The following is an 18989-nucleotide window of genomic DNA, read 5'->3' as shown; positions in this document are numbered from 1 at the left end:
GAAGTGCCTTATTTTCATAAATAATCTTATAATATGTTTTTCGGTATCCTAGTCATATAGCGATATTACTTTTCATCCTTATGAAATGATTTAAGCTTTTCGTAGATTCCTGCCATTCGTTTTTCTTCACCTGCAATGACAGGCTTGTAAAATTCTGTGCCCACAAGCTCATCGGGTAAATATTGCTGGTCTACCCAGCCACCAAATGTTCCAATCGGGCTGTTATGGGGATATTGATAGCCTGTATGACCTAAATCTTTTGCCCCTTCATAATGAGCATCGCGTAAATGATGTGGGATATCGCCTGTTTTTCCTTCGTGAATGCTGGCAATTGCTGCATCGATGGCTGCAATTGCAGAATTGGATTTGGATGCAAGGCACATTTCAATGACAGCACTTGCAAGAGGAATACGCGCCTCAGGTAAGCCTAAACGCTCTGCTGCTTGTACGGCTGCAAGCATATGCGGCCCTACATCAGGATTGGCAAGGCCTATATCCTCATAAGCCATAACAAGTAAGCGCCTGCTGACAGCTACTAAATCACCTGTTTCCAATAAATGTGCTAAATAATACAATGCTGCATTCGTATCACTTCCACGAACAGATTTTTGCAACGCAGATAGCAAATTATAAAAATGCGACCCTTTTTTATCACCATAAACACCGATTCTTCCGATAAGATGCTCAATGATATGATCAGCTGCAATTGTTTGACCGTCAACTTCATCACTTGCATAATAAATCGATTCAAGCAAAGTCAATGCCTTCCGCGCATCACCATTAGCTGCTCCAGCAATTTGAGCAATTTGATCGTCTGTTAATGCAAAATGATGTTTACCTAGCCCGCGTTTTTCATCAGAAAGTGCTTTTCTAATAAGCTCGATTAAATTTTCTTTCGTTAAACGTTTTAGTTGATATATTTCTCCACAACGTGAGCGGATAGCGGGATTTACATCATGATACGGATTTTCCGTCGTAGCCCCAATTAATATGATTGAGCCATTTTCAACATGTGGCAACAAATTATCCTGCTGTAATTTATTGAAACGATGAATTTCATCTAAAAAAAGTAGGACTTTCCCCGAGATTCGAGCTTCCTGTACAATATCCTCAACGTCTTTTTTACCAGCGCGAGTAGCATTAAGTGCGAAGAAGGGAAGCTTCGAGCTTCCTGCTACGGCATTCGCTATTGACGTTTTGCCAATACCTGGCTCACCGTATAGTAGCATGGATGGAATATGTTCATTTTGAATCATTTTATAAAGAGCGGTAGTAGGACCGATAAAATCTTGGTGTCCTACAATTTCATCAAGGGTTAATGGACGCATGCGATAAGCGAGTGGTTCATTATGCATTTAAAAAAATTCCCCTTTCAACAGTTTTCAATGATTTTTGATTGCTAAATGTTTTTTTGCGTTAAAATGAAGCGTTAATAGTATTTTGCCTAACTATAATAAGGCGTAATTAATAGTATATCATAACCTTCCAAGAGTATTTCCGAGTTCTTCAAGAGGAGATTATGATATACTGTTGGTAGTATTTTCGACTAGACTATTAGAGGGTGATAAAATGAAAATTTCTACAAAGGGCCGTTATGGGCTAACGATTATGATTGAATTAGCAAAGCATTATGGAGAAGGACCTATTCCACTACGAAAAATTGCTGCTGAAAAAGAACTTTCTGAAGCATACTTAGAGCAATTGGTATCACCACTACGTAATTCAGGCTTAGTTAAAAGTGTACGCGGTGCATATGGTGGGTACATGCTAGCGAATCCACCAAGTGAAATTTCAGCGGCTAATGTTATTAGTGTGTTAGAGGGTCCAATTCAGCCAGTAGAAGGAATTGAAAATGAAGAAGCACCTCAGCGAGAGTTGTGGCTTCGCATTCGCGATGCTGTGAAAAATGTATTGGATACAACGTCAATCGAGGATTTAGCGCAATATACTGAGGAAAATGTAGCGGAAGGCTATATGTTCTATATTTAATATGTTTAGGCTAAAGTACCGCTCCCTAAGTCGACGCAATGTCGTGCCATACCCTGTGGCAGGGATACGGATCTTTAGCGCTTTTCGTACAAAGGAGTTTTCAACATGAATTCATATATTTATCTCGATCATGCAGCGTCTTCGCCAATGAATGACAAAGTAATAGACGCTATGACTACAGCAATGCAACAGGTTTATGGAAATGCATCAAGTATTCATGGGGCAGGTCGAGAGGCGCGCAAATATTTAGATGATGCACGTGAAATATTAGCCAAATCAATTGGTGCTCAACCTGGGGAAATTATTATAACAAGTGGCGGAACCGAGGCGGATAATACGGCTATTTTTGGTACTGTATATGCACGTGCTGCGGAAGGGAAGCATATAATTACCACTCAAATTGAACATCACGCGGTGTTACATACTTGTGAAAAGCTTGAGCGAGATGGCTTTGATGTGACATATTTGCCGGTTGATGAAAACGGACGTGTTTCTGTAGAAGACGTGCGAAATGCATTACGTGAGGATACAATTTTAGTAACGATTATGTACGGCAATAATGAAGTTGGTACGATTCAACCGATTGCTGAAATTGGTGACTTGTTGCGTGAACATAAGGCTATTTTCCATACCGATGCTGTTCAGGTATATGGATTAGAGGCAATTAATGTTGCTGATTTACAAGTTGATTTACTAAGTGTTTCCGCACATAAAATTAATGGTCCTAAGGGGATTGGCTTCCTTTATCAAAAAGCAGGAACACCATTCACTAGTTATGCATTAGGGGGAGCACACGAGAAAAAACGTCGTGCAGGTACTGAAAATGTGCCTGCAGTGATTGGTTTTGCGACTGCGGTGCAAATTGCAAATGAATTGCGCGAAGAGAAGCGTGCACTATACAATCGCTTTAAGCAAATTATGCTTGATGTTTTCATGCAGGAAAAACTAGCATTTCATGTGAATGGAGATTTAGAACATACGCTTCCACACGTTTTAAATGTAAGTTTTTCTAGTATGGAAGTAGAGTCATTTCTAGTGAATCTTGATATGGCAGGTATTTGCGTATCAAGTGGTTCTGCGTGCACTGCTGGCTCCATTGATCCATCTCATGTTTTAGTTGCGATGTTTGGACAAGGGGCAGAGGAATTACGTAACTCAATCCGCTTTAGCTTCGGTCAAGATTTAACGGAAAATGATGTACAACATGCGGCTGAAAAAACAGCAGCGATTGTCAAAAGACTAGCGAAAAAATAATTTGCTAAAAACTGTAACGGGTTATAAAGGAATTTGATGAAAAGAAAAGGTGACCATAATGAAAGAAACACGCGACCCCTCACAAATTCGTGTTGTTGTCGGCATGTCTGGTGGGGTAGATTCTTCGGTTGCTGCATATTTACTAAAGCAACAAGGATATGAAGTAATCGGGATATTTATGAAGAACTGGGATGATACAGACGAAAATGGCGTTTGTACAGCTACAGAAGACTACGATGATGTTATTAAAGTATGTAATCAAATCGGGATTCCGTACTATGCAGTAAATTTTGAAAAGCAATATTGGGATAAGGTTTTCACATACTTTTTAGAAGAATATAAAGCAGGACGCACTCCAAATCCTGATGTTATGTGTAATAAGGAAATTAAATTTAAAGCGTTTTTAGAGCATGCGATGGATCTTGGAGCTGATTATTTAGCGACAGGTCACTATGCTCGAGTTGATCGTAGTGGAGATGGCGAAGTTAAAATGCTTCGAGGCATTGACAATAATAAAGATCAAACGTATTTCTTAAACCAATTATCGCAGGAACAATTGTCGCATGTAATGTTCCCAATTGGACATATTGAGAAAAAGGAAGTCCGTAAAATTGCGGAGGAAGCTGGGTTGGCTACAGCGAAGAAAAAGGATTCAACAGGAATTTGCTTCATTGGAGAGCGTAATTTCAAAGAATTTTTAAGTCAATATTTACCAGCTCAACCTGGTAATATGGAGACGATGGATGGAGTCGTAATGGGCAAACATGACGGATTAATGTACTATACACTTGGTCAACGTCATGGTCTTGGAATTGGTGGCGACGGTGAACCTTGGTTCGTACTAGGGAAAGATTTGGAACGTAATGTGTTACTTGTTGGACAAGGTTTCCATAACGATTCACTGTACTCTACGTCATTGACTGCTGTGAAAATGAACTATACTTCGACAAAAAAATTGCCCGGGAAATTTTCATGCACTGCAAAATTCCGCTATCGTCAAACGGATACACCGGTGGAAGTAGAAATTTTAGCGGATGGACGTACACATATTACGTTTGCTGAACCAGTTCGTGCAATCACACCTGGACAAGCTGTTGTATTATATGATGGTGAAGAATGTTTAGGTGGCGGTACAATCGACGAAGTCTTTAAAAATAATGAAAAACTAACATATGTAGGATAAAACGCGAAAAGACTGCTTATACTGCCTTTCCTGAATGAGGCGTATAGAATTTAGGCAGTCTTTCGCTACATAGAGGTGAACAAAAATAATGAATTTTAACGAGCAGGGCATTCAAGCATTTCAAGAAAAGCGCTACGAGGATGCTGCACAACTTTTTACACAAGCAATTGAAGAAGAACCTGAAAACGCAATTGGTTATGTGAATTTTGGAAATCTCTTAGCGGTCTTAGAGGATACTGAACGTGCAGAGCGTTTCTTTCAAAAAGCAATCACTGTTGATGAAACAGCAGCAACTGCTTATTATGGCTTAGCAAATTTATATTTTAATGCAGAACGATACGCAGAGGCAGTAAAGCTTTATGAGCAAGCATTAAAGCATAAAATTGAAGGCGCGGATGTTTATTATATGATGGGCAAATGCTTTGAGCGAATGGAAAATCCGAAGCTTGCACTGCCATATTTACAACGAGCGGCAGAACTTGCCCCAGAGGATAATCAAATTCGTCTGGCATATGCAATTGTGCTATGTGCTTTAGAAATGTTTGAAGATGGTAAGAAGGAATTAGATTACTTAATTGAACAGGATTGGAATAATGCAGATGCACATTATAATTTAGGTGTACTTTATGCAGTATCCACTGAACAAACAGAAGATGCTATGTACCATCTGAAACAGGCCTTTACATTACAGCCAGAATACGACCAAGCGCGTTATATTTACGATATGATTGCACAGCGATTTAACTAAAATACTAAAAGGATGCCGAAACTTACTTGAGGGCACTGAAAAACTAAAGAAATTCATTTTTTTATATTATAAATCTGTCTTTTGTTGGATTTAGAAACTCAAAAAAGTCGATTTGCATCACATTTTTTGTGGCAAATCGACTTTTTCAGTGCCTTCAACTTACTTCGGCATCCTTTTTAAATTTATTTTAGTCTTGTTCATCCTTAGAAGGATAATAAAATGGTAGCTGAGATAAATATTGTGCTAAATTCGCAATAGGGGTTGGATCTAATATTGCCGAATCTGCTTCGTTCGCTTTTAAAATATTTATTTCTTTATTTAGTCGTTCCATCTTTCGATCCAGTTCAGCTGCTTGAATGGCAGCCTCCTTCAATTCAAAACGGATATGTTCAGGTACTTCCTTGTTATATTTGTAATAGATTTTATGTTCAAGGCTTGCCCAGAAATCCATTGCAATTGTACGAATTTGAATTTCGGTATACACCTTCTCCATACGATCAGACATAAAAATTGGAATCTTAATAATAAGATGCAAGCTTTGATAGCCATTTTCTTTTGGATATGCAATATAATCCTTTACATCTATAACTTCTATATCATGTTGTGCTTGTAGCATCGCACTCACTTTATATATATCTTCTACAAAGGAGCATGTGATTCGCACACCTGCAATATCACGAATGCTTTCACGAATTGCTTCGATAGATGGCTCGAGGTTCTTTTTTTTGATCTTCATCAATATACTTTTTGGTGATTTTACTCGAGTTGATACATGTTCTATTGGGTTATATTCATGAATTAATTTAAACTCTTCTTGTAAAATATTTATTTTCGTTTCGATTTCATGTAAAGCAAATTTATACGCTAAAAAGAAGCGAGTTAACTCTGTTTGTAGGGTTTTTAAAGTGGTTGCTTCGAGTTCATTTTTCATACTTCATTAAATCCTTTCTTCTAATTAATAAGCGGACTACTAATAACTAAATTTATGGATCATCACCATAACGTGTGGTTGATTTCCATTCCGACTGAGCGCTTTGTTGCTGTCGCTTCGCTTTCGCACAGATAAAACAATTGTAGCTGTCGCTATGCTTTCGCTACAGAAAACATTTGTTGTTGCTGTCGCTTCGCTTTCGCACAGATAAAACATTGTTGCTGTCGCTTCGCTTTCGCACAGATAAAACATTGTTGCTGACGCTTCGCTTTCGCGCAGAGCTTCCTGGGGGCGCCGATGAGCCGCTTCACTCGCGTTCCTCTATCGCTAATCCCAAGGAGTCGCGCAGCCTCCACTCCAATCAATTTTCTCACTACTATTAGCTTAACAAAAATAACTACTAAATAGAAATATGTGCTCTGACACTAAGTATAGTATTCTTGATATGAAAATAAAAAAAAGGGGTGTTTAGTCCCCTTAGTAATTAAACGATAATTTCAGCATTTAAGTTGTATCGTTTATTAAATTCATCCACGAATATTTGTAAATCGATATAAATGCCAATATAAGGCTCTGTTTCTTGGTCACGTAGGAAACCGCATGTTGCCTTTAATGATTTCGAAAACTCAAGCAGCATTTGTTCATTATCTAGCTGCACGTGCAACGAAAGAGAATTATCTTTTGTATTTACCTTGAAATATTTACCATCAATAATGCGTTCTAAATTTGTTTCTTGAAAAGGAAAAACATAATCCTTATATATTAACTTCACAATACCCCGCCTTTTTTGCAATACTTCACCGCGTCTGAATATGGTAAATCTCCACCAAAAATTGAAAGAGCGCTACCAATTGTAACATGAAGCTTACCATTTGCTATTTTTTTAAATTTCTCTAAGTCGTCTAGAGAACGGATTCCACCAGCATATGTTGTTGGATTTGTTGTCCAAGCGGCTAAATCACGCACTAAGCTTTCCTGCATACCGCCTTTTTTTCCTTCTACGTCAACAGCGTGAATGAGTAGTTCATCACAGAAATTTTCGATATAGGCAATGGATTCAGCATTTACTTCGAAATCACTAAACTTTGTCCATTTATCAGTAACAACAAACCATTTCCCATCGCGCATACGGCAGCTTAAATCGATGACAAGATGCTGTTTACCGATAATCTGTACTAATTTTTTTAGTCGATCTAAATTGAGCTTACCATCATAGAATATAAATGATGTGACAATAACATGGGATGCACCCGCATCAATATACTTTTTTGCATTTTCTGTGGTGATGCCGCCACCAACCTGCAAACCTAGAGGGTATGCCGCTAGTGCTGCTAATGCGGCTTCTTCGTTTCCATCACCAAGCATAATGACGTGACCACCTGTTAATTGATCTTTGGCAAACATTTTTGCATAATAGCTAGAGTCATGATTTGAAATAAAGTTTTCGATGACCTCTTGATCTGTATGCCCCAATGTGCTGCCTACAATTTGTTTTACTTTGCCATCGTGTAAATCGATGCAAGGTCTAAATTCCAATAGCTTCACAATCCTTCCGCGCAACAAATTCTTCTCTATCATAGCATGGAAAGGTTGATAATAGACGTGAAATGTCATTTGTCAAAATAATGTTAAAGAATTTAGTGAATTCTCTTTTTAAACGATTTTTCAAGTTTGGGTGTGGTAAAATATAATGATTGAAATGAACGGGAAAGGACGAACCGAAAATGGCAGATAATCTTGATTTATTTGAACTAAATAAATTTTTTATACTCGGGCGTCCAATCGTCTCTATCTTCCATAATGCACAAAATATGTATTCGATAGTTCGTGTGAAAATTCAAGAGACCAACTTACAGTATGAGGATAAAGAAATAATAGTTGTTGGATACTTTCCGCCGTTACAGATGGATGAGCAATATCGTTTTACAGGTTTATTGAAACAACATCCAAAATATGGTGTGCAATTTCAAATTGAGACGTTTACAAAAGAAGTGCCAGCTACAGAGCAAGGAATTATACACTACTTATCGAGCGATTTATTTGTTGGAATCGGGAAAAAAACGGCTGAAACAATTGTAGAGAAGCTAGGGGCAAATGCTTTGCGTCTTATTTTAGAGGACCCAAATGTGCTTGATGTTGTACCACGCTTATCTGCTGAAAAAAAAGAAGTTATCCATCGTACGATTGAACAAAATCTAGGCTTAGAACGAGTGATGATTCAACTTAATGAATGGGGTTTTGGACCACAGCTCGGCATGAAAATTTATCAAACATATCGGACAGAGGCAATTGAATTATTAACTGAAAATCCATACCGCCTTATTGAAGATGTTGAGGGTGTAGGTTTCTTTCGTGCGGATGAGTTAGGTTCAAAATTAGGGATTACTGGTAATCATCCAGACCGTATTAAGGCGGCGATTTTACATACTCTGAATATAGCAGCTTTATCGGACGGGCATGTATATTTAGATGCAGAACATGTTTTACCGCTAGTAAAAGATATGCTTGAGCAAAGCCAACGAGAGGAAATTCCTTTTGAGACCATTTCTAAAGCTTGCATCGAATTGCGTGAGGAAAATAAAATTTGTGGGGAAGAAACGAGATTATATTTACCATCTCTATATTTCTCAGAAGTCGGAATTGCATCAAAAATAGTAGCTTTAATCGAACGTAACAATAAGGCTGAGCATTTTAGCAAGGACGAAATACGCAAAACGATTGGTGAAACTGAAGAAATGCTTAATGTCGCATATGCCGAAACACAAGCGAATGCTATTGAACAGGCCTTAAACTCAGCCGTTATGATTTTAACTGGTGGACCTGGTACTGGTAAAACAACTGTTGTTCGGGGTGTAGTAGAAGTGTATGCAAAGCTACACGGACTATCATTAAACCCGAAGGAATACGCACAAAAAGAAGAGCCCTTTCCGATTATTTTATGTGCTCCAACAGGACGTGCTGCCAAGCGTTTATCGGAATCAACAGAACTTCCAGCAATGACAATTCATCGACTGCTAGGCTTTACTGGCCAGGAGAAAGAGGAAGAAACTGAGCGTGAGGTTACAGGGAAACTCATTATTGTAGACGAAATGTCGATGGTTGATACTTGGCTCGCGCATCAATTATTAAAATCCTTGCATGAGGATGTTCAAGTTGTATTTGTTGGCGATCAAGATCAGCTTCCACCGGTAGGACCAGGACAGGTGTTAAAGGATTTGTTGGCTTCCGGGCAAATACCTACTGTTGAATTAACAGATGTATATCGGCAAGCAGAGGGCTCAACGATTATTGAACTTGCTCATCAAATTAAACGTGGTAATATCACAAATGACCTAACGTTAAAAACGACGGACCGTTCATTTATTAAAGCCTCTTCAGATCAGGTAGCAAACGTTGTCACACAAGTTGTGAAAAGTGCGGTTGCCAAAGGTCAAGAAATTCGTAATATCCAAGTGTTAGCACCAATGTACAAAGGTCCCGCAGGAATAGACAATTTAAATAAAATGATTCAGGATCTTATTAATCCAAACGATACTGGTACTAGAAAAGAGCTCGTCTTTGGTGATGTCACATATCGCATAAAGGATAAAGTTTTACAGCTTGTTAATCAACCAGAGAGCAATGTTTTTAATGGTGATATGGGTGAGGTAATCAGTATTATTAAGGCAAAGGAAACAATTGAGAAACAAGATTTGCTTGTTGTGTCATTCGACGGTATTGAAGTAACTTATCAGCGTAGTGAACTCAATCAATTGACACTTGCCTACTGTTGTTCAATTCATAAATCGCAAGGCTCTGAGTTCCAAACAGTTATAATGCCGGTTGTACGTGGCTATTCTAAAATGTTACGTCGTAATTTGTTATATACAGGTATTACGCGTGCAAAAAATTTCTTGATTTTATGTGGTGAGCCGGATGTGTTAGCAGATGGCTTACAGCGTACGGATGATTTACAGCGCTTTACGTCTTTACGTGCAAGGCTCAATCCAATGAATGTGGTAGAGGAAGTTGCAGAAGTAGAAACGGTTCCAATGAACGAGGATTTACAGAAAGAAAAAACATCAATTGATTTCAAGTTAACGGTAGAAACGGAGCCATATATCCATCCATTGATTGGAATGGATGGTGTCTCACCGTATGATTATTTAGATGATTAAATTTTTTTTATGATGTGAATAAAGTGGAACGCATATTATTAACGCTTGTCCAGTAATCAAAAAACAACATTTGAACAATTCCAAAAGATGGTTCTACCATATGTGCAACAAAAACTTTACCCGATCAATTCGAATTGATCGGGTTTTTTTGCATAGTGTTGAAAAACAAAATGGTCAAGAAATCTTTGTGAATGTTGTGGCGCTTTAATGAGGGGGATTTCCGTTCCAGGCTACTCGCTTTCCTGTGGCGAGCGTCGAGCCGCTTCCTTTGCCGCTGACACTTCGTTTTCGCGCAGATAAACATTGTTGCCGCTGACACTTCGTTTTCGCGCAGATAAACATTGTTGTTGCTGCCGCTTCGCTTTCGCGCAGATAAACATTGTTGTTGCTGCCGCTTCGCTTTCGCGCAGATAAACATTGTTGTTGCTGCCGCTTCGCTTTCGCACAAAAAACATTTGTTGTTGCTGTCGCTTTGCTTTCGCACAGATAAAACATTGCTGAAGTTTCGTTTTATCACTATAAATTAAAGTAACATGCCAGAAGATATATGCTAAGTGAAGCGGCTCATCGGACACCCCAAGGAAAGCGCTCGGTCGGAATGGAAATCATCCCCTCGTTTTGCCGAAGAGCCATACTTTTTTTAATGACACAATAGTTTTTCAACAGCATGAAAAAAGCCGTGTCTATAGATGCGACTTTTTGCTAAACGTTTGAATTTAGTGGAGACCAACTAAGTGATGTTTCACTACTTCATATGCTTGGCAAACATTTTTAAATTGATCTTTTTCTTTGGCAATCATATCTGAAGCAATAGAAAATAAAAGATTTTCTTCATTATGATCCTCCATTTTATTCATTAAAGCAGCTTCCATTTTCGCTACGTACGAGATGATTTGATGATTCATATATATTCTCCTTTAATAAAAAGATGTATTTGCTTTGGTTACGAAGTTATCTTACACCTGCATATATAAAAAATCTAGCAACTCTGTACTAGTCGGAGATGACTTTTTTGTGAATGTGACGCAAAATTGAACTTGTATAAAAAGCGCTAATTGAAACCGTTTTTATCTAAAGTAACTGAAAAATTGTACAATAAAGGTGGGTTTTTAGCTGTATTTATAAAGTAGTACAGTTTAGGTGATTTGGAGGTTTGATATAATACAGTTGTCTAAATAGGAACCGAATATTAGGGGGTTTCATATACTAAATGAGTATAAAAACAATTTGTAACGTTTAGGGGTGATTGCATGCCAGTAATTACAGGAAAGCAATATATTGACCGTATTGACGCTTTACAAACATATATTTCGATTGATGGGGAAGTTGTCACAGGCAAGGTGTCGGAGCATCCAGCATTTAAGGGAGTTATGCAGAGTCAGGCAAGGCTTTTTGATTTACAAAATGAAAAGGCATTGCTTGAGAGGATGACATATGTGTCACCAACGAGTAATAAGCGCGTAGGTATGTCTTTCCTTCAAGCGAAGACAGTTGACGATCTCGTGAAAAGACGTAATGCAACACGAGAATGGGCATTATCCACTCATGGCCTTATGGGGAGAAGTCCAGATTACATGAATACGACACTAATGGCACTAGCATCGGTTGCGGAATATTTGAAAGATAAGAAAAATTGCTTCCCGCAGCATTTATTAAAATTTTATGAGTATGCTCGTGAGAACGATTTGACTATGACACATACATTTATCGAGCCACAAGTAAACCGTCAAAAATTTTATTTTGAAGATGAAGATGTTACAATTGCTGCTAAAATTGTAGATAAAACGAGTGAGGGGTTAGTAATTAAAGGGGCGAGATTACTAGCGACACAGGGAGGAATTACAGATGAACTCCTTGTTATATCAACAAATGGTTATGATGAAGGAAAAGGCTTTGCTTTCTCAATACCAAGTAATACAAAAGGTTTAAAGTTTTTATGTAGACAATCATTTGTCGGAGGGGAATCGGTTTTTGATTATCCATTAAGTAGTCGTTACGAGGAAATGGATGCAATCGTTGTATTTGATAATGTTGTAGTACCGTGGGAACGCGTCTTTTATTATGAGAATGTGGAAGTTGCTAATAACTTTTTGAACGTAAGTGGTTTTCAAACATATGGTTTACATCAAGTTCTTACACGTCAAATTGTCAAAACAGAATTTGTCTTAGGTGTTGTACAGTCAATTGTAAATACGATCAATATCGGCGAATACCAACATGTGCAGCAAAAAGTTGTTGATATTATCGTGACATTAGAAACGATGAAGGCCTTACTGTTAAAGTCTGAAATAGAAGCAAAAAAAGATGCTTTTGGTTTTATAAGACCCGACCATGCGACCGTACAAGTAGCTATTCAGATTTTCCCTAAAGTGTATCCGACCTTTACAGAAATTATCCAACTACTTGGCGCAAGTGGATTAATGTCCATTCCAAATGAAAAAGCCTTTGCAGCGGATGACGGTGACCTTGAGCATTATTTACAGTCTTTTCAGGATGGTGGAGAGGAGCGCGTCAAAAAATTCCGTTTAGCCTGGGATTTAACGATGAGTAACTTTGGTACACGACAAACACTGTATGAGCGCTTTTTCTTTGGTGACCCAGTCCGTTTAGCCACTGCACTTTATAAAACTTATAATAGAGAAGAATTAGTTAATAGAGTAGAAAGTTTTTTAAAAAATAATAAGCATGTTGATTAGGAAAATATAGGTTTATTATTGAGTGATAGAAGGATTTTTTTGTTGATACTTTGCTAATATATGTCCATTTTAACTGATTGTAGCGTAGGGCTACTCGAGTGCTCCTGTCGCTTCGCTTTCGTCGCAGAGCAAAGCTTCGCAGGGAAAGCGAGTAGCCCGTAGCGGAAATCAGAGCCTTCTAATTAATCGAGATGGATAAAAATGGTTAATCAACACACCTGGAAAAATAATAATTAATTTTGAAGAAGTAACTGTTTAAACTAGTCTAAACAGTTACTTCGCTTTGAGCATGATTTACAGTAAAAAATATCAATTCCATAAGAAATGTTAGTATCCTTATAGATAAGACAGCACATCATCAAAAGTAACGATTCCAAGGAGTTCATAGTTCTCTGTTACTACAGGGACTGCTAAAAGAGCATACTTGCGTATGATTTGGATTACCTCGGATTGGTTTGTATCGGCAGACACTGAAATGATTCCAGCGTTCATAATTTCAACCATTCGACATTCTGGAGCAGAAATAATTAGCTCTCGTAATGATACGACTCCAAGTAATTGTTTATTTGAATCTGTAACATATAAGTAGTAAAAAGTTTCGGCATCTACTTCGTTATGCTTTAGGCGCTCAAAAACATCGATTACTGAGTCATCTTTTGCAACTGTTACTACGTCTGTTGTCATCAAGGATCCGATTGTTCCTTTTTTGTATTTAAGCAATTGTTTAATATCATCGGCTTCATCTTTTTCCATCCGTTCTAAATAAAAGTCAGCTTCTTTATATGATAGTAGTCCAAAAAAATCTGTAGCGTCATCTGGAGGTAAATCATTTAACATCTCCACTGCAAACGGACGGTCAAGTTCTATAATGCATTTTTTCTGCAAGGATGGTTCTAGCTCACTAAAAATTTCTCCAAATTCACAAGGAGTTAAAAAAGAATAAATTTTGAAGCGTCTTTCCTCACTGAGTTCGATAAAAAATGTTGCTTGATCCATAGGGTGTAAATCTAGAAAATCCTTTCGAAAAGAATCTTTTTTTCCATCTTTTAAAGATTGCAACATGTAGTATGTGTACTCTTCTTTATATTTATATTGATTTAGTCTAATCATTTTAGATGCTCCTCTCTATTACAAATCCTCAATTTCGACACTAAGAACGTGATCAATCTTTTTGACATAATAATAAATTTCCGTCGTATATTGATCTTCTGGTACGGAAAGAACTAAGTCAATTAATTGGTGATCATTATCAATATCTTTGAGCTTAAAATGCCGAATTTTATACTCTATTTTTTTAGATAGTTCATTTTGTCCTCTATGCTCAATCATTTTAATTAATTCAGTCATACGATAATTAGATTCCACTATAATCTTTAATGAGATTTCCTGGCGATTGAGAGTTGATAGACCTAAAGTTTTAATGAGAAAAGGGACAATGTTGACAGCCCCCATCAAGAGGATTACAGCACATGTTGCTTCTAGATAAAACCCCGCCCCAATAGTAATTCCAAGGGCAGAAGCTGACCAGATTAGCGCAGCGGAAGTAAGGCCGGAAATAACCTCGTTACTTCTTCGTAAAATAACGCCAGCACCAATGAAACCAACCCCACTTACAATTTGAGCGGCAAGTCGCATTGGATCCATATTCGGATGATTTGCACCTCGAATTTTTCCGAATGCTTCTATGGAGACGATTGTTAGTAAACAACTAGCAATACAAATGACCATACTAGGTCTTAGGCCAAGTTGTTTTTGTTTAATCTGTCTGTCAATCCCAATCAATAATCCGAATAGTAAAGCCATACTTAGCTTGATTATCATTTCTACTGTCATTGTCACTATCATTATCGATCACCTCTTCAATGTCTTCACTTCTGTTTGTAGAATGCCACTAAAATAAAAAAATAATATCAATTTCGCCTTGGCGTAATTGTAGCTGTCGCTTCGCTTTCGCTACAGAAAACACTTGTAGCTGTCGCTTCGCTTTCGCTACAGAAAACACTTGTAGCTGTCGCTTCGCTTTCGCTACAGAAAACACTTGTAGCTGCCGCTTCGCTTTCGCTACAGAAAACACTTGTAGCTGTCGCTTCGCTTTCGCTACAGAAAACACTTGTAGCTGTCGCTTCGCTTTCGCTACAGAAAACATTTGTAGCTGCCGCTTTGCTTTCGCACAGATAAAAAAGCTCCCATAAAAAAGGGAGCTTCTTGCTTAGAATGTATCTTGTTCGAAGTACACATCAATAAACCTATCTTAATATTTCTAATTTAATGTAAATTAATAATCAGATTATTAATGAAAGGGACATGTGCGGACTGAACACAAAAACTCTGCCTTTTGCCGTATTTGAATTATTTAAAAATATGAATTGCCATATCGAATAACTATCCATCACATGTTTCCCCCTTTTAAGTCAAATAAAATAAAAAAACCCTCTAACGATTTAGAGGGGGTGAAAAGCGCGCAAAAAAAACAAAAAAACACAAAAAAGCACTTTCGATTCCCCCTAGTCGAGTTTTAGCACTATACACCGTAAAGAAATGGAATCATCTCTTAGCCACCTTATGAAAAGCCTTAATCCGGCAGTTCCTGTTCTACCCATGGGCATCTTTCGATATTTCTGGGCAGTGGCCTATGTTTGCATAGGAGCCTCACCTAACGAGGACTTATTGTTTTCAGGTGAATTGTACTCTGAATAATTTTTATTGTCAACAACCAATTATTTATTTTTCTGAAAGTTAAAATCTTAAAACTGTATCAGGGAAATAGTTTATCTTCATTCAGCAAATGTTTTAGTAGCGAAAGCAAAGCGTCAGTAGCAGGATGTTGGTCACGAAGACGTTATCACAGGGATGCTTTTAGCCCACGTTCCTCTACTGCCCTCGCTCCAGGTACTCATTTGTGACGCTGTGATCCCCAATGAGTCGCCCAGCCTCTATTCCAATCTACTTATACAAATGACATACGTTTTAACAAATGTTATTTCTAATTTTTGGTGATGAGCCTTATTTTTATGCTTACAAAGGCATGTCTTTCAACCTCAAATCAAATTATGGGGTTGAAGTGAATAAACAGATTTGTGCAATCACTATTTATGATAATCAATAGCCTCTGTAACAATCTAAAGCTGTTAAGTTCTTTTCATAATACGTATGTTTCTTGGATTCGAATTGCTTTAGCTGAACAAAAAATACAGTTGATTTACTTAGTTTCAATGCCTCGATATAAGATTAAAAAATTTTTGTTAATCTAAAAAGGGTCAAGACTAAACTCTGCTCTTGATTAAAAAAGTAGGTTATGAAAACGCATGGAGGCGAGAGGGAGGACACGCCCGCGGGGAATGTGCAGTTAAGTACATATTTTGGTGAAGAGCCTCTAAAATATATCCTTTTGGTGATATGTGAGTCGCTAGGTTAACAGCGTAAAAGTTTCTCATCACTTCTTCACTTGAACAACTGAATGGAATAGAGAAAGTGGTTTAAAACAGAGTATAAATATAAATTACGAATGTTTTTTATCTGTCTTGATTAAAATTTTTTTTGTAAACTACAGCAAATTTTAAAGTGAAGACTCCTCCATTCACCGCTTGTTTTAAACAGAAATTTGTAATAAAAAGTACTTTGGGAATATTAATATACTCTTGACAAATTTAAAAATAGGGATTACGATGGCGAGGAAATTAAATATTACCTCGTTAGGTGAGGCTCCTATACAAACATAGGCCACTGCCCAGAAATATCGAAAGATACCCATGGGTAGAACAGGAACTGCCGGATTAAGGCTTTTCATAAGGTGGCTAAGAGATGATTCCATTTCTTTACGGTGTATAGTGCTAAAACTCGACTAGGGGGAATCGAAAGTGCTTTTTTGTGCTGCTTTATTTTTTGTGCACTTTTTTATACCCTCTAGGACTCCTAGAGGGTTTTTTAGTTTCACAAAAAGAATCTTATTACACATTGCCCTTTTAGCAAGAGAATAAGAGTTCACTTTCAGAAAGGAGGGGGTCAAGATGGAGAGTCCAAGTATGACCGATGGAGATAGTAGGAGTAAAAAACTAAGATCTGTTTTAATTCAACAGATTAGGAGGACGATTCGATGCTTAAAATCTATAAAAGTGGCGGAGAAGGGCTACTGCAAGAACAGTCCAAGATCGTTCAGGGTAGCTGTGTATATCTCACGGAACCATCAGAAGAGGAGATTCAGTACGTTGTTAGTCACCTTGGAGTACCAATTGACTTTATCAGTGACTCCCTCGATATTGATGAACGATCACGTGTAGAAAAAAATGGGAATGATTTTTTGATGATTGTCAATGTGCCAATAAAAATGCCAAATGGTGAAGTTATACCATATAGGACAATTCCGATTGGTATTATTCAAACAAATGATGTAATTGTTATAATTTGTCGCGTCAATCATCCTATTTTACAGGAATTTAGCAATATTCTTGTTAAGGATATTTACCCCAATATGAGCGCATCTTATATTTTACAGCTATTGCTTGTTTCGGCCCGTTACTATTTACATTGCCTTGATGATATTGATCAAAAAGTTATTGTATCTGAAAAAATAATACAAAAATCGATAAAAAACAGTGAAGTGTATACTTTGCTCAATATAAATAAAAGTCTTGTTTATTTCTCAAAGGCGCTAAAAGTCAATCTTGTGATGCTGAAAAAATTGTCAAGAGTGCTGAACTTGGAGATGAACGAAGAAGATGAAAAACGGATGCAAGCTACTTTTAATGAGATGCAGCAAGCATTCGATACATCACAAATTTACAACGAAAATTTAAGTAATTTAATGGACGCTTATTCTGCTGCAATTGAAATTAACCTTAGTGTCGTAGTGAAAGTTTTAACTGCTTTTACGATTATCTTGACGTTTCCGACGATGGTCGCAACGATATATGGGATGAATTTCCCATTACCAAAGCAGGATGAAGAATACGCATTAGCAGTCCTTATGTCCATCTCCACAGTCATTAGCTTGTTGACAGGATGGATATTTTACAAAACAAAGCTATTTTAAAAGAGAAAGTGAGGAAAAAAGATGCTTACGATATACCAAAGTAATTCATCAGGTCAATTACAACTGGTATCTAACATTGTCCACAACACGTTGCTTTATCTTGTGGATCCGACAGATACCGAAATTTCTCAAGTTTCAAATAAACTTAATATTCCAAAAGATTTTATTCGCGATTCCTTAGACATCAATGAGCGACCTCGGATTGAAAAGGATGATTCGTCAATGGTCATCATTCTCAATTCTCCTGTGGCGATGAATGAGGAACGTTTGTACGAAGAAATTCCTTATCGGACGATACCAATCGGCATTATCCATGTGAAAGATCATTTGGTGATTGTTACAAAAAAAGACAATCCAATATGTAGAGATATATTTTCAGGGAAGTATGGAACATTTCAAACGCATATGAAGACTCGAATAACATTGCTACTTTTTGAAGCAATTGCCCAGTCGTATCTTGATTTTCTCAAGCGAATAAAAGTACAAGTTGGACGATTACAACAAGAATTGAAAGAATCACATAACAACCGCGAGCTATTCGGCTTGATTAATATCAATAAAAGTTTAGTATATTTTTCAACATCTTTGAGAGCTATGCACAATGTATTTTTACACCTTTCCAAAGGGCAAGATATAAAACTATATGAAGAAGATGAGAAAATGCTGCATAATGCGCTAGTAGACCTTGAACAAGCAGCGGAAGTAACGGAAATGCGTAGTCTTAGTTTAAGTAATCTAATGGATGCGTACGCGGCAATCACTCATAATAACCTAAATAGCGTTTTGAAAATACTAACTACCATTACTATTGTCCTGATGATTCCAACTATTATGGGGAGTATTTTCGCAATGAACGTTCCATTGCCTTATGAAGATCAACCATTCATGTTTACGGTGATTATTGGGCTCATGGCAGGCATTAGTGGAGGTCTTGTCTACGTATTTTACAAAACAAAATTTTTACGTTTTTAATATTTTTTACACTGTATATAAGAAAGGAAG

Annotated in this window: 18 protein-coding genes and 2 riboswitches; of the genes, 8 read left to right on the top strand and 10 right to left on the bottom strand. The window is 37.4% G+C overall.

Annotated elements, in window-relative coordinates; genetic code table 11:
* Window positions 1–65 precede the first annotated feature (65 nt).
* A complete protein-coding gene (locus FJQ98_RS20005) occupies window positions 66–1355 on the bottom strand; it encodes a replication-associated recombination protein A (protein ID WP_201406524.1) in 1290 nt (429 codons plus the stop codon).
* 214 nt (window positions 1356–1569) lie between these two features.
* Between FJQ98_RS20005 and cymR the strand changes: the two genes are divergently transcribed.
* The 4 genes from cymR to FJQ98_RS19985 all read left to right on the top strand — a co-directional run bounded on the left by cymR (window position 1570) and on the right by FJQ98_RS19985 (window position 5174).
* A complete protein-coding gene (gene cymR, locus FJQ98_RS20000) occupies window positions 1570–1989 on the top strand; it encodes a cysteine metabolism transcriptional regulator CymR (protein ID WP_053596201.1) in 420 nt (139 codons plus the stop codon).
* 105 nt (window positions 1990–2094) lie between these two features.
* Window positions 2095–3243: a cysteine desulfurase family protein gene (locus FJQ98_RS19995; protein WP_053596202.1), complete on the top strand. Its 1149-nt coding sequence runs from the start codon at window positions 2095–2097 to the stop codon at window positions 3241–3243.
* A gap of 58 nt (window positions 3244–3301) precedes the next feature.
* Complete coding sequence (gene mnmA, locus FJQ98_RS19990; protein WP_053596203.1) at window positions 3302–4426, top strand: tRNA 2-thiouridine(34) synthase MnmA; 1125 nt, start codon at window positions 3302–3304, stop codon at window positions 4424–4426.
* An 88-nt stretch (window positions 4427–4514) separates the two neighbouring features.
* A complete protein-coding gene (locus FJQ98_RS19985; protein WP_053596204.1) occupies window positions 4515–5174 on the top strand; it encodes a tetratricopeptide repeat protein in 660 nt (219 codons plus the stop codon).
* A 187-nt stretch (window positions 5175–5361) separates the two neighbouring features.
* Here FJQ98_RS19985 and FJQ98_RS19980 read toward each other — a convergent pair whose 3' ends face one another.
* From FJQ98_RS19980 to hisA, 4 genes are all read right to left on the bottom strand, one after another.
* Window positions 5362–6105 (bottom strand): GTP pyrophosphokinase, encoded by a 744-nt coding sequence (locus tag FJQ98_RS19980; protein ID WP_053596205.1) that lies wholly within the window; start codon window positions 6103–6105, stop codon window positions 5362–5364.
* A gap of 39 nt (window positions 6106–6144) precedes the next feature.
* Window positions 6145–6357: a hypothetical protein gene (locus tag FJQ98_RS19975; RefSeq protein ID WP_143114946.1), complete on the bottom strand. Its 213-nt coding sequence runs from the start codon at window positions 6355–6357 to the stop codon at window positions 6145–6147.
* Window positions 6358–6589: 232 nt separating this feature from the next.
* The gene (locus FJQ98_RS19970) at window positions 6590–6877 is read right to left on the bottom strand and encodes a hypothetical protein (protein WP_053596206.1); all 288 of its coding nucleotides are present in this window, start codon (window positions 6875–6877) and stop codon (window positions 6590–6592) included.
* Window positions 6874–7641 (bottom strand): phosphoribosylformimino-5-aminoimidazole carboxamide ribotide isomerase, encoded by a 768-nt coding sequence (gene hisA, locus FJQ98_RS19965; RefSeq protein ID WP_053596262.1) that lies wholly within the window; start codon window positions 7639–7641, stop codon window positions 6874–6876. Before hisA ends, FJQ98_RS19970 begins: the two co-directional genes overlap by 4 nt.
* A gap of 188 nt (window positions 7642–7829) precedes the next feature.
* Here hisA and recD2 point away from each other — a divergent pair, with 188 nt between their 5' ends.
* Window positions 7830–10262: an SF1B family DNA helicase RecD2 gene (gene recD2, locus FJQ98_RS19960; RefSeq protein ID WP_053596207.1), complete on the top strand. Its 2433-nt coding sequence runs from the start codon at window positions 7830–7832 to the stop codon at window positions 10260–10262.
* Window positions 10263–10492: 230 nt separating this feature from the next.
* On the opposite strand, the gene FJQ98_RS19955 is transcribed toward recD2, so the two are convergent.
* Both FJQ98_RS19955 and FJQ98_RS19950 read right to left on the bottom strand, forming a co-directional pair.
* Window positions 10493–10837, bottom strand: a complete 345-nt coding sequence (locus tag FJQ98_RS19955) for a hypothetical protein (protein ID WP_201406523.1) — start codon at window positions 10835–10837, stop codon at window positions 10493–10495.
* 141 nt (window positions 10838–10978) lie between these two features.
* Window positions 10979–11167, bottom strand: coding sequence for a hypothetical protein (locus FJQ98_RS19950; protein ID WP_053596209.1), 189 nt, complete (start codon window positions 11165–11167; stop codon window positions 10979–10981).
* 345 nt (window positions 11168–11512) lie between these two features.
* Between FJQ98_RS19950 and hpaB the strand changes: the two genes are divergently transcribed.
* Window positions 11513–12958 carry a 4-hydroxyphenylacetate 3-monooxygenase, oxygenase component gene (hpaB, locus tag FJQ98_RS19945; protein ID WP_053596210.1) on the top strand — a complete coding sequence of 482 codons (1446 nt, stop codon included), beginning with the start codon at window positions 11513–11515 and terminating at the stop codon, window positions 12956–12958.
* A gap of 336 nt (window positions 12959–13294) precedes the next feature.
* On the opposite strand, the gene FJQ98_RS19940 is transcribed toward hpaB, so the two are convergent.
* The 3 genes from FJQ98_RS19940 to FJQ98_RS19930 are packed head-to-tail and all read right to left on the bottom strand — an operon-like array spanning window position 13295 to window position 15104.
* Entirely contained in the window at window positions 13295–14068 is a 774-nt protein-coding gene (locus FJQ98_RS19940) for a magnesium transporter (RefSeq protein ID WP_053596211.1), read from the bottom strand.
* A gap of 18 nt (window positions 14069–14086) precedes the next feature.
* Window positions 14087–14803 (bottom strand): MgtC/SapB family protein, encoded by a 717-nt coding sequence (locus FJQ98_RS19935; RefSeq protein WP_425492663.1) that lies wholly within the window; start codon window positions 14801–14803, stop codon window positions 14087–14089.
* Between the two features lie 46 nt (window positions 14804–14849).
* Window positions 14850–15104, bottom strand: coding sequence for a hypothetical protein (locus FJQ98_RS19930; RefSeq protein ID WP_201406522.1), 255 nt, complete (start codon window positions 15102–15104; stop codon window positions 14850–14852).
* 348 nt (window positions 15105–15452) lie between these two features.
* Window positions 15453–15626: riboswitch (M-box (ykoK) riboswitch) on the bottom strand.
* Between the two features lie 1013 nt (window positions 15627–16639).
* A riboswitch (M-box (ykoK) riboswitch) is annotated at window positions 16640–16813 on the top strand.
* 238 nt (window positions 16814–17051) lie between these two features.
* Between FJQ98_RS19930 and FJQ98_RS19925 the strand changes: the two genes are divergently transcribed.
* Both FJQ98_RS19925 and FJQ98_RS19920 read left to right on the top strand, forming a co-directional pair.
* Window positions 17052–17987 (top strand): magnesium transporter CorA family protein, encoded by a 936-nt coding sequence (locus tag FJQ98_RS19925; protein ID WP_053596213.1) that lies wholly within the window; start codon window positions 17052–17054, stop codon window positions 17985–17987.
* Window positions 17988–18008: 21 nt separating this feature from the next.
* Window positions 18009–18959: a magnesium transporter CorA family protein gene (locus FJQ98_RS19920; protein WP_053596214.1), complete on the top strand. Its 951-nt coding sequence runs from the start codon at window positions 18009–18011 to the stop codon at window positions 18957–18959.
* The last annotated feature ends 30 nt before the right edge of the window (window positions 18960–18989 follow it).

The sequence above is a fragment of the Lysinibacillus agricola genome, assembly GCF_016638705.1.
In the GTDB taxonomy this organism is placed as follows: Bacteria; Bacillota; Bacilli; order Bacillales_A; family Planococcaceae; genus Lysinibacillus; species Lysinibacillus agricola.
The sequence above is the reverse complement of the archived record's forward strand: the minus strand, read 5'-3'. Positions and strand labels throughout refer to the sequence as shown.

What these genes read in the sequence shown, in the direction of transcription:
- mnmA (WP_053596203.1), top strand. Translation starts at nt 3,302, where the DNA reads ATGAAAGAAACACGCGACCCCTCACAAATTCGTGTTGTTGTCGGCATG.
- FJQ98_RS19950 (WP_053596209.1), bottom strand. Translation starts at nt 11,167, where the DNA reads ATGAATCATCAAATCATCTCGTACGTAGCGAAAATGGAAGCTGCTTTA.
- FJQ98_RS19930 (WP_201406522.1), bottom strand. Translation starts at nt 15,104, where the DNA reads ATGTTTTCTGTAGCGAAAGCGAAGCGACAGCTACAAGTGTTTTCTGTA.
- FJQ98_RS20005 (WP_201406524.1), bottom strand. Translation starts at nt 1,355, where the DNA reads ATGCATAATGAACCACTCGCTTATCGCATGCGTCCATTAACCCTTGAT.
- FJQ98_RS19925 (WP_053596213.1), top strand. Translation starts at nt 17,052, where the DNA reads ATGCTTAAAATCTATAAAAGTGGCGGAGAAGGGCTACTGCAAGAACAG.
- FJQ98_RS19980 (WP_053596205.1), bottom strand. Translation starts at nt 6,105, where the DNA reads ATGAAAAATGAACTCGAAGCAACCACTTTAAAAACCCTACAAACAGAG.
- FJQ98_RS19985 (WP_053596204.1), top strand. Translation starts at nt 4,515, where the DNA reads ATGAATTTTAACGAGCAGGGCATTCAAGCATTTCAAGAAAAGCGCTAC.
- FJQ98_RS19940 (WP_053596211.1), bottom strand. Translation starts at nt 14,068, where the DNA reads ATGATTAGACTAAATCAATATAAATATAAAGAAGAGTACACATACTAC.
- FJQ98_RS19920 (WP_053596214.1), top strand. Translation starts at nt 18,009, where the DNA reads ATGCTTACGATATACCAAAGTAATTCATCAGGTCAATTACAACTGGTA.
- FJQ98_RS19975 (WP_143114946.1), bottom strand. Translation starts at nt 6,357, where the DNA reads ATGTTTTATCTGTGCGAAAGCGAAGCGACAGCAACAATGTTTTATCTG.
- FJQ98_RS19995 (WP_053596202.1), top strand. Translation starts at nt 2,095, where the DNA reads ATGAATTCATATATTTATCTCGATCATGCAGCGTCTTCGCCAATGAAT.
- hpaB (WP_053596210.1), top strand. Translation starts at nt 11,513, where the DNA reads ATGCCAGTAATTACAGGAAAGCAATATATTGACCGTATTGACGCTTTA.
- recD2 (WP_053596207.1), top strand. Translation starts at nt 7,830, where the DNA reads ATGGCAGATAATCTTGATTTATTTGAACTAAATAAATTTTTTATACTC.
- FJQ98_RS19935 (WP_425492663.1), bottom strand. Translation starts at nt 14,803, where the DNA reads ATGATAGTGACAATGACAGTAGAAATGATAATCAAGCTAAGTATGGCT.
- cymR (WP_053596201.1), top strand. Translation starts at nt 1,570, where the DNA reads ATGAAAATTTCTACAAAGGGCCGTTATGGGCTAACGATTATGATTGAA.